At 66.1% G+C, this 14,360-nt stretch carries 16 protein-coding genes; 10 read left to right on the forward strand and 6 right to left on the reverse strand.

The genetic code is table 11. The annotated features are described in order from the left end of the window. Positions 1 to 52 precede the first annotated feature (52 nt). Both VGX25_RS05700 and VGX25_RS05705 read right to left on the reverse strand, forming a co-directional pair. On the reverse strand, positions 53 to 1,654 hold the full coding sequence (locus tag VGX25_RS05700; protein WP_326916538.1) for a peroxidase family protein: 1,602 nt from the start codon (positions 1,652 to 1,654) through the stop codon (positions 53 to 55). A gap of 258 nt (positions 1,655 to 1,912) precedes the next feature. Beyond that, a complete protein-coding gene (locus VGX25_RS05705; RefSeq protein WP_326916539.1) occupies positions 1,913 to 2,329 on the reverse strand; it encodes a hypothetical protein in 417 nt (138 codons plus the stop codon). A gap of 75 nt (positions 2,330 to 2,404) precedes the next feature. Between VGX25_RS05705 and VGX25_RS05710 the strand changes: the two genes are divergently transcribed. Beyond that, positions 2,405 to 2,830 (forward strand): DUF4062 domain-containing protein, encoded by a 426-nt coding sequence (locus tag VGX25_RS05710; protein ID WP_326916540.1) that lies wholly within the window; start codon positions 2,405 to 2,407, stop codon positions 2,828 to 2,830. After that, positions 2,827 to 4,818, forward strand: coding sequence for an FxSxx-COOH system tetratricopeptide repeat protein (gene fxsT, locus VGX25_RS05715; RefSeq protein ID WP_326916541.1), 1,992 nt, complete (start codon positions 2,827 to 2,829; stop codon positions 4,816 to 4,818). The genes VGX25_RS05710 and fxsT overlap by 4 nt, the downstream gene beginning before the upstream one ends. A gap of 138 nt (positions 4,819 to 4,956) precedes the next feature. Here fxsT and VGX25_RS05720 read toward each other — a convergent pair whose 3' ends face one another. Beyond that, positions 4,957 to 5,670 carry a hypothetical protein gene (locus tag VGX25_RS05720; RefSeq protein ID WP_326916542.1) on the reverse strand — a complete coding sequence of 238 codons (714 nt, stop codon included), beginning with the start codon at positions 5,668 to 5,670 and terminating at the stop codon, positions 4,957 to 4,959. Between the two features lie 958 nt (positions 5,671 to 6,628). Between VGX25_RS05720 and VGX25_RS05725 the strand changes: the two genes are divergently transcribed. From VGX25_RS05725 to speB, 6 genes are all read left to right on the forward strand, one after another. Then, entirely contained in the window at positions 6,629 to 7,345 is a 717-nt protein-coding gene (locus VGX25_RS05725) for a PEP/pyruvate-binding domain-containing protein (protein WP_326916589.1), read from the forward strand. Positions 7,346 to 7,353: 8 nt separating this feature from the next. Continuing rightward, positions 7,354 to 8,247, forward strand: a complete 894-nt coding sequence (locus VGX25_RS05730) for an SIR2 family protein (RefSeq protein ID WP_326916543.1) — start codon at positions 7,354 to 7,356, stop codon at positions 8,245 to 8,247. A gap of 17 nt (positions 8,248 to 8,264) precedes the next feature. After that, complete coding sequence (locus tag VGX25_RS05735; RefSeq protein ID WP_326916544.1) at positions 8,265 to 8,825, forward strand: non-canonical purine NTP pyrophosphatase; 561 nt, start codon at positions 8,265 to 8,267, stop codon at positions 8,823 to 8,825. A gap of 9 nt (positions 8,826 to 8,834) precedes the next feature. Then, positions 8,835 to 9,893 (forward strand): PEP-utilizing enzyme, encoded by a 1,059-nt coding sequence (locus tag VGX25_RS05740; protein ID WP_326916545.1) that lies wholly within the window; start codon positions 8,835 to 8,837, stop codon positions 9,891 to 9,893. After that, positions 9,883 to 10,884, forward strand: coding sequence for a radical SAM protein (locus VGX25_RS05745; protein ID WP_326916546.1), 1,002 nt, complete (start codon positions 9,883 to 9,885; stop codon positions 10,882 to 10,884). Before VGX25_RS05740 ends, VGX25_RS05745 begins: the two co-directional genes overlap by 11 nt. A 569-nt stretch (positions 10,885 to 11,453) precedes the next feature. Next, positions 11,454 to 12,434, forward strand: a complete 981-nt coding sequence (gene speB / locus VGX25_RS05750) for an agmatinase (protein WP_326916547.1) — start codon at positions 11,454 to 11,456, stop codon at positions 12,432 to 12,434. A gap of 1 nt (position 12,435) precedes the next feature. On the opposite strand, the gene VGX25_RS05755 is transcribed toward speB, so the two are convergent. Then, a complete protein-coding gene (locus tag VGX25_RS05755; RefSeq protein WP_326916590.1) occupies positions 12,436 to 12,603 on the reverse strand; it encodes a DUF2795 domain-containing protein in 168 nt (55 codons plus the stop codon). Between the two features lie 82 nt (positions 12,604 to 12,685). Beyond that, positions 12,686 to 13,021 carry a DUF3140 domain-containing protein gene (locus VGX25_RS05760; protein WP_326916548.1) on the reverse strand — a complete coding sequence of 112 codons (336 nt, stop codon included), beginning with the start codon at positions 13,019 to 13,021 and terminating at the stop codon, positions 12,686 to 12,688. A 101-nt stretch (positions 13,022 to 13,122) separates the two neighbouring features. On the opposite strand from VGX25_RS05760, the gene VGX25_RS05765 reads away from it, so the two are divergent. Both VGX25_RS05765 and VGX25_RS05770 read left to right on the forward strand, forming a co-directional pair. Beyond that, the gene (locus VGX25_RS05765; protein WP_326916549.1) at positions 13,123 to 14,019 is read left to right on the forward strand and encodes a glycosyltransferase family 2 protein; all 897 of its coding nucleotides are present in this window, start codon (positions 13,123 to 13,125) and stop codon (positions 14,017 to 14,019) included. Beyond that, complete coding sequence (locus VGX25_RS05770) at positions 13,997 to 14,152, forward strand: DUF2795 domain-containing protein (protein WP_326916550.1); 156 nt, start codon at positions 13,997 to 13,999, stop codon at positions 14,150 to 14,152. Before VGX25_RS05765 ends, VGX25_RS05770 begins: the two co-directional genes overlap by 23 nt. Before the next feature lie 14 nt (positions 14,153 to 14,166). Here the strand turns inward: VGX25_RS05770 and VGX25_RS05775 are convergent, their stop codons facing one another. Continuing rightward, complete coding sequence (locus VGX25_RS05775) at positions 14,167 to 14,340, reverse strand: hypothetical protein (protein WP_326916551.1); 174 nt, start codon at positions 14,338 to 14,340, stop codon at positions 14,167 to 14,169. Positions 14,341 to 14,360 lie beyond the last annotated feature (20 nt).

The following is a 14,360-nucleotide window of genomic DNA, read 5'->3' on the forward strand; positions in this document are numbered from 1 at the left end:
GTCCTTTGTGGTGCTACAGCCCCACAAAGGACTCACGACAAGCGCGCGGCACCTACGGGGCCGTCCCGCGGCTGACCGGGTCGACGCGGGCCCAGCGCAGCAGATCGGTCATCTTGAAGTCGCCGGCCGTCTGGCTCGGCAGCGACGGGCGGAACCCGGAGTTGAGATAGGAGAACTCGTCGAGCTGGAGCAGGCCGATGATCGTCTCGGCGACGATCCGACCACCCACCGGGCCCAGCCGGGTGCCCTGGTTGAACACCTGGGCCTCGCGCAGGATGTAGTACCAGAGCGGGGTGCTGGCATCCAGGCCGAGGTTGTAGGGCCGCAGCTCCGGGAAGTTGCTGGAGCCCAACACCGGAGATCCGGTCGCCGCCGCGATGCGCTGCCCGGACGGCAGCGACCAGGTGAGGTGCCGCAGCAGGTTGCGCTGCGCCAGCGAGATCGGCGCGTCCCGGCTGGGAATCGCCGCCAGCGGCAACCGGAACAGCGGCGTGGAGATGCTCGTGTCGATCAGCTTGTTCGGCCGGACGTGCTGCGCCCACACGCCGCCGAAGTTGAAGAACGTCTCCCAACCGATGAACCGCCTGGGCGCCCGCGCCCCGCCGCGCAGGTCGACCGGGTCGCGCTGGCCCTCGCCGGCCGGATCGAAGATGAACCCGAAGAACGCCGGCGCACCGGTCGCCGGGTTGCCGCCGGCGTCACCGTCACGGTTCGCCCGGTACGACGGGCGAACCAGGCTGTGCCCCATCCGGTAGGTGCCGGTCTGGAACTCCACCGGGATCGTCGGCTGGCTGAACCGGTACCACCGCCGGCCGTTGCGCAGGATGTCGTCGACCAGCGAGCGGCCAACGATCTGCGGCAGGAACTCGTTCACCACGATCCACTGCCAGTGGTGGATGATCGTGCGCCGGGAGTAGAACCAGACGTCCCCCGCCAGGTTATTGGCCCGCCGGAAGTCGACGGTCCGGTTGTGCGCCAGCAGGAACGCCGCGTGCAGCCCGGCGATCATCAGGTTCTCGTCGTTACGCGGATCGGCGATGACCGCCGCCAGGTTGTCGCTTCGCCGGGGCAGGTCCTCGAACCGCCCGCCCGAGCTGACGAAGAACTTGGCCCGGTCGTCCGTGCGGTACAGGCTCGGGCTGACCGACGGGCCGCCGCCGTAGACCGAGTCCAGGTCGAGCCGCGCGTCCCGGACGTTGGGCGTCTGGGTCGGCTCGGCCGGCACGCCGAGCGGCGAGCTGTTGTCGAACGTGATGTCATGGTCGAGGAACTGGCCGACGAACGTGGTTCCCGCCGTCATGTTGGCGACGTTCTGGTCCACGTTGCGCGGGCTGAGCTCAGGATTGGTGATCAGGCGCACGGGTCCCTCGTTGAGCGGGTCCCGGGCGTCCAGCAGGCCGCCGAGCTTGCCGATGTCGGTCATCGCGTTCCTGACCGCCGTCGAGCGGGGGTCGGCGAACGCCGGGAGCTGGAACATCCGGCTGAACCGCGGGTCGGGCGCCGCGGTCGCGACCGGACCCTCGACCTGTTCGGCCAACGCCTCGACGTCCTTGAGGACGAAGATGCCGGCCGCGCCGGCGGCGGTGGCGCCGAGGAAGCGCCGCCGGCCCATCGTGGTCGTCTGAATGTCGGGGTCTGGGCTGGTTTTGGACATGCGTTCCCTCCAGCTGGGCTGAGGGCGGGGATTACCTATGCAGGGAGAGGAAGGGGCGATTTGGGCGTTTCCGGATGTTCCTCACCCGACAGCCTCTTCGCCACCGTTGAACGATGCAAGATTGAATCGATTTTGACGCATTCCCTTGGGGGAAGGCCGAAGTAACGCCCCCGGGGGACCAAAGAGGACGGATGACCGGTCCGGCACCGATCCCCTTGGGGGGTGCGCGGCCGGGTCTACGTGGAGCAGTCGGTGCGCTCACTCGATCGTGGCGATCCACAGCTCCAGCTCGTCGCGCACCGAGCGCAGCTCGGCGGCCAGCGGACCGAGATCGAGCACGCTGCGCCGCAGCCGCTCCAGCCGCTCGCTGCGATACTTCGGAAACGCCAACCGGATCGACACGTGCAGCAGCTGGCAGTGATGCATCAGCAGCTGCGACACCCGCCGCTCCAACGACTCCGTCCCGGCGTCCGGCGCGAAGTCCAGCGACCACCCCCACAACCGGTGATACTCCCCGGCGACCACACCACCCTCGCGCGCCACAGACGTCGGCGGCTCCCCGGGCGCCGCGCACGCCCGGATCACGGCGACGGCCCGCTCCTGCAACCCGATCGCCCGATCCACGATCGCCAGCAGCGCCCGCAGATCTGCCAGCTCCTGCGCCTGCCCGCTCATCGGATCTCCTGGCCCGCTACCCGGTAACAGCATAGGGAGGTGCACGATGTATTGACGATTACTTCAGTCGCCGTGATGGGTGGTCGCCGGATGGTCCCGCGCCGGGTATTCATCAGCCATACCTCGGAGCTCCGCGAGTTCCCCGCGGGCAAATCATTCGTCGCGGCCGTGGAGTCCGCGATCGCCCGCGCCGGCGACGCCGTCTCCGACATGGCCTACTTCGCCGCCCGCGACGACAAGCCCGAACAGGCCTGCCGCGACGAGGTGGCCAAAGCCGACGTCTACGTGCTCCTGGCCGGCTTCCGCTACGGCTCCCCGGTCCGCGACCGCCCAGAGCTGTCCTACACCGAGCTGGAGTTCGAGGCCGCCGGTGACGCGGGCCTGCCACGGCTGGTGTTCTTGCTGGGGAGAAGACCGAGGGCCCGGTGGGTTTGTTCCATGACCCTCGGTACGGCGCGCGACAGGAAGGGTTCCGGACGCGGCTCCGCGACAGCGGCGTGACCACGGCGTTCGTGTCGTCGCCGGGTGAGGCCGAGGCCGCGGTCCTGCACGCGTTGACGGCGCTTCCCCGCGCCCGGACCGACGGTGGATCGGCCGGGCGGGTGTGGGGAGTGCCGGCCCGCCTGGCGCGGTTCACCGGCCGCGACGAGTTGCTGGCCGGCCTGGCTACGGCGTTGCGTGCGGGCGGCCCGGCGGTGGTGCAGGCAGTATCCGGGATGGGCGGGGTCGGCAAGACAAGCGTGGCCTTGGAGTACGCGCACCGGTACTCCGATGACTACGACGTGACCTGGTGGGTGCCCGCCGAGGCTCCGGAGCTGATCCCGGACCGGCTGGCTCAACTGGCCAGGGCCTTGCACCTGGCCGATGCCGGTGACCCGGCCGGCGTGGCTGTGGCGCGGCTGTTTGGTGAGCTGCGGGCGCGTGACCGCTGGCTGCTGGTGTTCGACAACGCCGAGGACCCTGCCGCGCTCGCCCCGGTCCTTCCGGGCGGAGCCGGCCATGTACTGATCACCTCCCGCAATCCGAACTGGTCTGATCTCGCGGCCACCATCGACATCGCCGAGTTCACCCGGACCGAGTCGATCAGGCTGCTGCGCTCGCGGTCCCCGGGATTGTCCGAAGTGGACGCCGACCGAGTGGCCGAAGCGGTCGGCGATCTACCGCTGGCGGTCGACCAGGCCGCCGCGCTCCTTGCCGACACGCCGCTGGACGCCGACACCTACCTGGCCGAGCTCAAGGCCCGTGCCGACGACCTGCTGGCCCAGAAGCACGACACCGCCGGATATCCGGTGTCGGTGGCAGCGTCCTGGACGCTGGCCTTCGACCGCTTGGCCGCCGACGACCCGGCAGCCCTGCAACTCCTCACCCTGCTCGCCTGGCTGGCCCCGGAACCCGTGCCGCTGACCCTGCTCACCGAGCACCACCACCTGTTGCCCGACCCGCTCTCGACCGTCGCGTCCGATCCGCTGGCCTTCGCCGCGACCCTCGCCACGATCCGCCGCCGAGCCATGGCCCGCGTAGCACCGGATAGCCTGCTCCTGCACCGCGTTCCCGCCGCCCTCCTACGCACCCGAACCACCGCGCCGCATCCTGACGACGGCTGGGCCGCCGCCGCTGTCCACATCCTGCGTGCGGCAGCGCCACCGGATCCTTGGAATAGTCCACCGATCTGGCCCGTGTGGCGCCAACTCCTGCCGCACGTGCTCACCGCTACCGATCCTGACCGAGATCTCGACCCGGTTATCGACAAGGTGTCGTGGCTGCTCGACTACGCAGCGACCTACCTGCAGACCCGAGGCGAACCCAGGGAAGCCTGTCCCCTGTTCCAACGCGCATATGATCTTCGCCGCGACCGGCTCGGCGACGACCATCCCGACACTCTCGACTCGGCGAGCAATCTGGGTCTTGATCTGTGGGCGTTGGGTGAGTATGAGCGGGCCCGGGCGTTGGATGAGGACACGCTGGGCCGGCGTCGGCGGGTGCTCGGCGACGACCACCCCGGCACCCTCATGTCGGCGAGCAATCTGGGTCTTGATCTGCGGGGGTTGGGTGAGTATGAGCGGGCCCGGGCGCTGGATGAGGACACGCTCGGCCGGCGTCGGCGGGTGCTCGGCGACGACCATCCCGACACCCTTAACTCGGCCAGCAGCCTGGCCAGTGTTCTGCGGCTCTTGGGTGAGTATGAGCGGGCCCGGGCGCTGGACGAGGACACGTTGGCCCGGCGCCGGCGGATACTCGGTGACGACCATCCCAGCACACTCACCTCGGCCAACAATCTGGCCATCAACCTGGGGCAGTTGGGTGAGCGTGAGCGAGCCCGGGAGTTGAATGAGGACACGTTGGCCCGGCGCCGGCGCGTCCTCGGCAACGACCATCCCAAGACCCTCAACTCGGCCAAGAACCTGGCCATCGACTTGCGAGCGTTGGGGGAGCATGAGCAAGCTGCGGCATTGGAGAGGGAAATCGAGGCTCGGGAACGCGACCGCTGAGGCGTTAGATGGTCGGGTTCGGGGTGGCGTTGGGGTCTGGATGGGATTGAGGCGTTGGGTGAATTGGCCCCATTGGCCGTGTTCGATGCGGAAGATTTCTTCGACGCGGTTGAGGTCGTCGGCTAGGGGATCGCTCCGTTACGATCCCGGCTGCCCGAGCGCCGCCGCGAGTGCTTCGGCGATTCCGGCGGGGTTGCCGACGTCCAGAATCCGGATCAGCGGTGAACCGGCGACCCGCTCGGCGCGGGACTCGGAATCCTGCCCGGCCACCGCCGCCGCGATCGCGTCCGCGGCGCGACCGGTCCCGGCCAGCACCAGCGTGGGCCGCTGACCGGCCAGGCTCCAGTCGATATCGTCGTAGGTGATCTCGCCCCCGTTGACCACCACGGTGACCGACCGGTGGTCTCCGGCGATCGCCGCCGCGACATGGCCCAACCATGGCGACTCGTCCCCCCACGACTGGCCCGGCACGAGGATGACGTGGGTATGGTTCGGCTCGATCTCCACCACGCCGCCGGCATGCAGCTCGCCGTCGCCCGGCCAGGTCACCGTCCCCTCGGCCGCCACCCCCACGAGCGGAAACCGCGCCCCGGCCGCGGCCCGCGCCCGGCCGACCACCTGCATGACGCCCGAGTCGCTGCCCCCGTCCACCACCGCGGCCGCACACCCCTCGAGCACCGGAAGCACCGCGAGCCGCAGCACCTCCTCGACCCGCCGCAGGTCATCCTCGCCCATGCCGCCCGCGCCCCCCACCAGCACGACGGCCGGCCGCCCGCCGCCTAGCCCGAGCCGGTCAAGCTCGGCGGCCAGCTCCTCCACCCGCTCGACCCGCCCCACCCGAAAACTACGCACGCGGCAAACCCCTCGACTCGATCCCGCGGAGTCTATCCGCCACCACCCCCCGGGGCCGGCTCCCAGACCGGCGGCTGGCCTCCACTCACGCCGACGGTCCGCACCCGCAAGGGCGGCTTGGGTGCCGTCCCCGGCTCCTTCCGGAATGCCGGGCCGGTCCCGTTGGCAGAGCCGGGCCCGGCGTTCCGGAAGTCGTCGCGGGCGGTCAGGTGAACAGAAGGATGGGCTCGGTCGGGAAGCTCCGGCGAGGATGTGGCGCCGAACACAGGAACACCGAGGCCCGGGAAACGAACGGAGCGAACTGACAACGCGCCCGGGGCCGACCCTAACTACCGAACATTCGCTGCCGACCACGTGGTCGAATGCCGGGGGTCCGGAATCGCCTACCTGGACGAGATGCCGGGTGGCCGGGACGAGAACGGTGTGCGGTGGCAGCGCGTGCCGTCGCGGCCGGGTTGGGACGGCCGGAGTTCGGGAAGGTCCATCCGCTGCCGCGGCGCCGGCCATGCGGCGGCTGCTGTGCGGCTTCTGCGCCGGACCGCACCGACCAGGGCGTGCCGTGGTTGATCAAGATGCACTTCACACGAACCGACGGCGGGTCCACCCAGCCACCGCATCCTCCTTCGGGGCAGGATCACCACTCAGTGGGCGCGTCGGCGCTCTCAGGACGCGTGCAATAGCCACCACCCGGCACGGCGCAACACGACGCGGGCTCAGCGATCGTCAAGGTCCTCGCCTAGTGAGTTGGTAACCACAAATCCTCATGATCTCGATCTCCGTTCCGCACGACCAACCACCCACCGTGTCACCTCACCCACTCGAGTCTCGGAGAGTGCCTTTGGCGTAGCGTTGGCGCATGCCTCCCGCAGCGGCTGCGCACGACTTCTCCTGGTGCCAACTGAACAGTCCATGGGACATGTCGACTGCGGGCAGATACGGCAATAAGTCGGCGAATCTGATGCGGCTCGCAACCAACGGCTTCCCGGTTCCACCTGGCGTGTGCCTCTCGTCGGCGTCACATGCGGCTGAACCAGCTACCAGAGCCGACCTTGTTGAGGCGCTCTCACAGGTCGCAAGCCCTTGGGCTATACGGTCTTCAAGCTTGACGGAGGATACGCGCCACAGGGCATTTCCTGGCATCTACAACACGGTCTTGGGTGTGGAAAGCCTCGAAGGGGTCATCAACGCACTTTGCCAGGTGGGCTCCGTTCCCGACGCCGAAGTGCTGCGCGTCTATTCGCCAGGCGACCCAACACCTACACGTGTTCCGGCGCTGATTCAGACGATATACGATCCCCGCGCGGCTGGTGTCCTGTTTACTAACAATCCGATCTCGTTGAGTGACTCGCTCCTGATAAATGCAAGCTGGGGCCTTGGCAAGCCTGTCGTCGACGGCACAGTCACACCAGACCAATTCGAAGTCGATCGAACCGGACGGGTGCTCTCGGCGGTTATCGCCATGAAGGACACGGTGGTCGATTCTTTCGGGAAGGCTGTTGAATTGCCGCCAGATGTGTCCCGAAAGCCGTGCCTAGGCCCACAGGAGCTCGCTTCTCTGGCACAGATCGCGATCAAGGTTGAACAACTCATGGGAGGCCCACAAGACATCGAATGGATGCAAGATCAGACGGGTCTCCTTTGGCTGGTGCAAACTCGACCAATAACGACTCTATAGAGGTTTTCGTGACAGTCCTGCTCCCCAGCGAGTACGAGGATACCGCGCGCGAACGCAAGGTAATCCCCTTTGTTGGTGCCGGATTCTCGAAGAACATCTCCGCGGACATGCCAAACTGGCGCGAGGTGATGGACATCGTGGCAAAGGCATTAGGCTACGACCCCGACGTACTTGGCTTGCACGGGGACTATCTCCAGATAGCCCAATACCTAAAGATAAGGGGCAAGGAGGGCGCAGTATACTCCGATCTGCAAAACCTCTTCCATCTTCCTACAATGAGTGTCAGCACATCGAGACCACATCGACTTCTGCCGTACATTGATGCCCCGGCGATCTTCACCACGAACTGGGACTATTGGATCGAGCGATCGTTCGAGCACGAAGGCGTTCCCTACGTAAAGATCGTTAGTCCTCGGGACTTCTATGATCGTGAGGTTGTGGCACCAGGTGCACCGTTAACCGCCACTCCACTCTATGATACCAGTCGTCGTGCACGAATTCTCCGAGAACATCCCGCGACGAGTATCGTTAAGTTTCACGGAGACTTCACCGACCACCAGTCGGTGGTCTTCGCTGAAGACAAGTACTTCGACCGAATGGCGTTCGAGGACCCTTTGGATCTATTTCTCCGATCAGAAATATTAGGAAGATCCGTCCTCTTCGTCGGCTATTCATTTACGGATCGCAACATCAGATTCATCTGGCACAGGCTTCGGAGAATGATGGCATCCGTCCCCGATCGCGCCAAACGACCCTCCTATCTAATCACGAGTGGAGCCAGCAACGTCCAGCAGGAGGTAATGCAACAGTTGGGGATCCATTTGATCCAGGTATCGCCGGGCGCCGTTGGCGACGGCATATCTGAGGTCCTGGAGCGAACGATAGAATGGCAGGAAGCGTAGTGCCGAACCTATACTTCTTGACCAGCAATGACTACAAGTTCAACGAGTATGAGAGACTGTCTCGCGCGTTCGGTCTTACCATCAGTCGATGGTCTGGCGATATTCAAGAGATACAAGAGATCGACTTCCACGCCATGGCGCGTCAGAAGGCGCTAGAAGCCTATAAATGGCTGCTTCACCCCGTCTTGGTGGATGTTAGTGGCATGCGCCTCGCTGCACTTGACGGTTTGCCCGGTGGCTTAAATCGACAGTTTTGGGACATCCTCCACAACAACATCTGCGAAGTCGTACACAAACTTGGAGACGCTACAGCGACCATGGTCGTGAGCTTGGCCCTCTGTGATGGGCGGAAGATATTCTTTGCCGACGGGGAAGTCGAAGGAGAGCTGGACACGCATGAGTCCGGCGTCGGTTCGTTCCATCTCGACCGAACATTCATCCCAAAGGGCGCGTCGTGCGTGCTGTCGGAGATGACGGAGGACGAGCGTGATTCCATTGGCCCGCGGGCGCGCGCACTGACCGACTTGGTCGCACAGTTGCGGGGAACTTCGACTGGTCGAGAACTAGGCTTGCGATAGGAGGCCGAAATGGACAAATACTTCAAGGATCACTGGACATTGTCGGAATGGCTGGCTCGCTCGACGCGTCGCGATGCGATCATTGCGGAGGATGCTTCCAAGCGGTCCAGGCTGGCGACCCTGCGGAGCTGCGCCGGGATCCCCTCCGTTGAGACCATCCGATTCCCTTACAGCGAACTGCTTGAACATGGGGCCCGTATCAGTGAGTTCGCAGAGACCTGTGGAGACACGCCCCACGCACTTCGGCTCACTCCTCTATCGGCTGGCCAAGTCCTGCGTGACAGGGGTAAGCCTGTTCGAGAACTGCTCGTGTGGGCTCGCGCGTTGCAAGCGCCCGCAGATGCCTATGAGTGCACCTTCGAGCGGCACGTGGAGTCCAAAAGCTCCGCGATCTTTGTTTGTGCCGAAAGCGGTGTGTGGGGAGAGTTTCACGAGGGGCCGCTTCTCGAGTTGAATCGGGGTACCGCATCTGATGCGGTTACCCATTTCAGTTTCCATTGGCGACAGACTGGTATTGCACTGCCCGAACTAGTTGCGCGCGCTCTCCGCTACCTCGAGATTTCCGACGAGGACCTGCGACAATTCTTGCAGGATGAATGCGGCGCCGATTTCGCGGAGAACCGTCTTCTGGGCTACTTCGAGGTGATTCGCGATGCTTCGGGAGAGCTATGGTTTGTCGACTACAACAGACTGCTGATTGCCGAGTTGCCCCATGTGCGACATAAGGAAGCGGTCAACGCGGGTGTCGTACTCACGGGGCAGACCGGATCGCGCGGGACGGGTCATGGAATCGTGCTTCACGCACCGGATATGGGGGTGACGCATGTGCCGGACAACACCGTTCTAGTCGCGCGAGCAACCAGGCCGGAGCTGATTGAGATGATGGCCTCCTCACGCGCCGTTGTGACCGAGGTGGGCGGGGTTTTGAGCCACGCAGCGATCGCCTGCCGCGAACTTGGGATCCCTTGTGTGGTCGGTGTGAAGGGAGCCACCTCAACACTGGCGGAGGGCGTTGAAGTGATCGTCGACGCGGACGCGGGCAAAATCGACATTCTCAATGAGCGGTGACTCCTCGATGAGTAATACTCTTGCGCCAGCCGGCGCCGATCTCTACATAACTGATCGTTGCGGCTTCAACTGCCAGCACTGCTTCCTTGGAAACGAGCTCAACTCTGGTCAACAGATGAGCGTGGAAATGGTGCGCGCCATCACTATCTTCCTGCGGGACGCCAACTTTGAGGACATTACCTTACTCGGAGGTGAACCCTTCCAGCATGCAGGTCTCGTGAATATTGTGCGGGAGGTCGAATCTGCGGGGCTAAGATGCAGAATCGTTACCAACGGCTATAGGCAGGCTTACAAGGTATTGCGCTCAGGTCTTCTACCGCGGGATGTTGAACTAACCTTTAGCGTCGATGGAGGACATGAGGACGTACATGATGGTATCCGCCGGCGCGGCTCACACTCCCAGCTTGCAGAGACGTCGCGGTTGGCACGGGAAATGGGGCATGCGACGTCGGCGATCCTCTCGGTGTCCGCACAAAATGCGGGTGATATTGCGCGGACCGTTGCCTTCTGCGAAGAGGTCGGATATAGCCTGCTGACGGTGCACCATGTCACTGCTCGGGGAAACGCCTCGCGAGATTCGGTTCTCGGAGAGATCGAGTGGCGTAGGGTGCTACAGGCGCTGTCGAGCATCTCCAACACCACCGGGATGCCGATTCGTTGCGAGGACCCGTTCTTCAGCCTAGAGCCGGGAGCGCCGTTGAAATGCGCCGTGCGAAACCGGACAAACATGATGTTCTTCCCCGATGGGCGAGTATATTCCTGCTTATTGTTCATAAACTCCGAAGGTGGGAGCGGAGCCTTCTGGGACGGTACGACGGTTGTCCAGGTTGTTCCACGTCGAGGAGATCTCGACGCCTGTCTTAGTGCCAGAGATAGCTCCTCTTGTCCCGCTTCCGTTGTCGTGCGGCCGGCCCTGTATCCTGGGGTTGAAACAACTCGTATCCGGTGCATTTACGACAAAGTGCCGCTTGTGCACGGTATACCTGCGTGACGTCATTACTTTGTCTGCGGATCGTGACTGTGCGCGGGATGCTGCCGGGCTCGGTGAAGGCAGGTGGCGCCGGGGTGGCGGTCAATCGGCGCGGCCTCTGTGGTCCCCGAGTGGGCGCCGCCGGGTCGATGACGCCGTCGTCGACTTGACGATCGCGCCATCGCCTGGACCCGCGCTACCAACTGATCCGAGAGCTCCGCGACCGTGCCGCCCTGCCCGCCTTGCCGGAACGCCAGGACCAGCTCTGCCAACGGGACCGACCTGGTGTTCCGAACGGAGTCGGGGACGGCACCCAGGCCGACCCCGCGGCTGCCGAGCCACGAGCCCGGGCTGGGTGTGCGACGGCCCCGCCATGGCCTGGACCCGCCGGCCTACTCGGCCCGAGAGTTTCGCGACTGCACCCTCCTGCCGGCCCTGCCGCAACGCCGGGACCAGCCCTGCGAGCGGCACCGACCTGGTGTTCCGAACGGAGTCGGGGACGGCACCCAGGCCGACCCCGCGACTACGGAGCCATGAGCCCACCGGGGTGTGCGACGATCTTGGATGGACCCGGAGTCGGAGGGGGAGGCATGAGCTCGTTGTTTGGGCCGGATATTACGTTTCTGGGGGTGCCGCGGGTGGAGTTGGGGGCCATTGACGCTGATGCGGTGATTGTGGGGGCGCCGTTCGACGGGGGGACGTCGCATCGGGCGGGGGCGCGGTTCGGGCCGGGGGCGATCAGGCAGGCGTGTTACCTGCCGCAGGACGGGTCGCGGCCGTCGTTGGCGTTGCGGGTGGACGGGTTGCGGGACCTGCGGGTGGTGGATGTGGGGGATGTGGCGCTGTTCAACGGGGACATCGAGCGCTCGATCGGGGTGATCGAGGAGGCGGTGTACGCGATCGCGGCGGCGGGGGCGATTCCGGTGGTGTTGGGGGGTGATCACACTATCGCGCTGCCCGATGTTACCGGAGTGTCCAGAGTGTACGGCGCGGGGCGGGTGTCGGTGGTGCACTTCGACGCGCATGCGGACACCGGGACCGGGGCGTTCGGGTCGTTGTACGGGCACGGGATGCCGATGCGGCGGTTGATCGAGTCGGGGGCGGCGCGGGGGGATCGGTTCCTGCAGATCGGGTTGCGGGGGTATTGGCCGGGGCCGGAAACCTTGGCGTGGATGGCGGAGCGGAACATGCGTTCCTATGAGATGAGCGAGATCGTGGCGCGGGGGTTGGACGAGTGTCTGGATGAGGCGTTCGCGATCGCGGTGGACGACTGTGACGGGGTGTTCCTGTCGGTGGACGTGGATGTGGTGGATCCGGGGATGGCGCCGGGGACGGGTACGCCGGAGCCGGGTGGGTTCACGACGCGGCAGCTGTTGGACGCGGTGCGCCGGTGTTGCTTGGAGCTGCCGGTGGTGGGGATGGATGTGGTCGAGGTGTCGCCGCCGTACGACCAGGCCGAGGTGACGGCGTACCTCGGCAACCGGGTGGTGCTCGAGGCGTTGTCGGCGATCGCGCGGCGGCGGCGCGGGGATCCGTGGGATCCCCGGCAGCCGCTGCTTTCGGGTCGGTAGGTCAGCTCTTGGTGTACTCGGAGCTCACCGCGTTCGGGCCGTCGAAGGTGCGGTCCGGCATGGCCTCCAGCTTGCGCAGCACCTCCTCGTCGGCGCCCTTCTTGCGGGCGTGCTCGACGAGGTCCTCGCGGCTTGCCGGGTAGTCGACGCCGCTGAGGAACTTCTGCATCTGGATCGGGTTGGCCGACACGAGTTTCCTCCTTCCGTTGGGTACGTCGGTGAGGCGTACCCGGGCGGACCGGTGGAAAACCTCAGGCCGACTTCAACGGGTCGTGCCCGAGTGACATCAGGCGGTGACGCCAGTTCACCTGGCCCTGGGTGGGTTCCAGGTCGTCGCGGCGCCGGGCGTGGATCCGGTCCACCACGCGGCGCATGGTGCGGACGTCCTCGTCGTCGAGATCGGTGCGGCGCTTGCGCAGGATGTGCAACACCTGCTGGCCGGTGGGCGTGCCGGCCCGGTCGGGCAGCTCCTCGTCGTCCGGGTGCGCCGACACGGTCCGCAGCCAGTCGGCGAGCTCCCGCGAGGACATGTTGACCACGCGATGGAACTCGTTCCACAGCTCGTCGTCGACGCGGGTCTCGGCCACCGTTGATCACTCCTCTCGAGCGGGGCCTTCCCGGGCGGGTTCCCGTGCCGGCCGGGCGGCAAACCACGGTTGACGTCCGCCGACCGGGGTACACGGATACGGTGAGCCCCGAGCTGGATGTGTTGGTGCCGACCAGGAATCGGCCCGAGGAGCTGGCCACGACGCTGGCCGGGCTGGCCGCGCAGGACCACCCGTCGTTCGGGGTGGTGCTCAGCGACCAGTCCGACGGCCCGGCCGGCTTCGACACGCCCAGCGCGCGGACGATGATCAGGTTGCTGCGGTACCGCGGGCATCCGGTGCGCACCCTGCGGCACCTGCCGCGGCGCGGGCTGGCCGAGCATCGCGCGTTCCTGCTCGCCCAGTCGACCGCGCGGTACGTGCTGTTTCTCGACGACGATGTGTGGCTGGAGCCGGGCGCGATCTCCTTGCTGCGCAAGGCGATCGGTGAGCTGCGCTGTGGGCTGGTCGGCAGCGCGGTGCAAGGTCTATCCTATGTGGACGACGAGCGACCGGAGGAGCTGGAGCCGTACGAGGAGTGGCCGGGCCGGCCGCAGCCGGAGCTGATCACCAACGGATCGCCGGAGTGGAACCGGTTGACGCTGCACAACGCCGCCAATCCGGTGCACCTGGCGGAGAAGCTCGATCTGGCGCCGGGGGAGTGGCGGGCCTACAAGGTCGCCTGGATCGGCGGTTGCGTGCTGTACGACCGCGCGGCGCTGGTGGCGGCCGGCGGCTTCGACTTCTGGACCGACCTGCCCCCGGAGCACGCCGGGGAGGACGTGCTGGCGCAGCTTCGGGTGCTGGCCCAGTACGGCGGCGCCGGGATCCTGCCAAGCGGGGCGGTGCACCTCGAGGCGCCGACCACGGTGCCCCGGCGCGACGTCGAGGCCTGGGCCGTGATACCGGTCGACGACGGAGAAACCGGAGAGACCCATGCAGCCCACGCACATGCAGGCGCAGAAGATGGTGGCCGGCGTGCACTTCCCCGCCGACCGTGACCAGCTCGTCAAGTACGCGCGAATGCACGGGGCGGACCAGGACCTGCTGGATCGCCTGCGGCTGCTGCCCGAGCGCAGCTACGCCGAGCCCAACGAGGTGGGCCGGGCGTTCGCCGAACTGACCGGGCGATAATCCCCGACCGCCACTCATACCGGGCGGTCGGACTCCATCCCGCCGTCGCCGCCCCGGCCGGTCGGCACCGACTCGTCCGGGTCCTCTGTGGACGGTTCGTCGGCGAACGTCGGCCGGGTGTGCTCCTCGGCGAAGTCCGGCTCGCGCTCGGGCTCGGCGGCGGTGCGGTCACGATCCGGATCGGTCATGCCGGCGGATACCCGAGAAG

The organism is Actinophytocola sp., from assembly GCF_035942955.1.
Taxonomy (GTDB): domain Bacteria; phylum Actinomycetota; class Actinomycetes; order Mycobacteriales; family Pseudonocardiaceae; genus DASYTH01.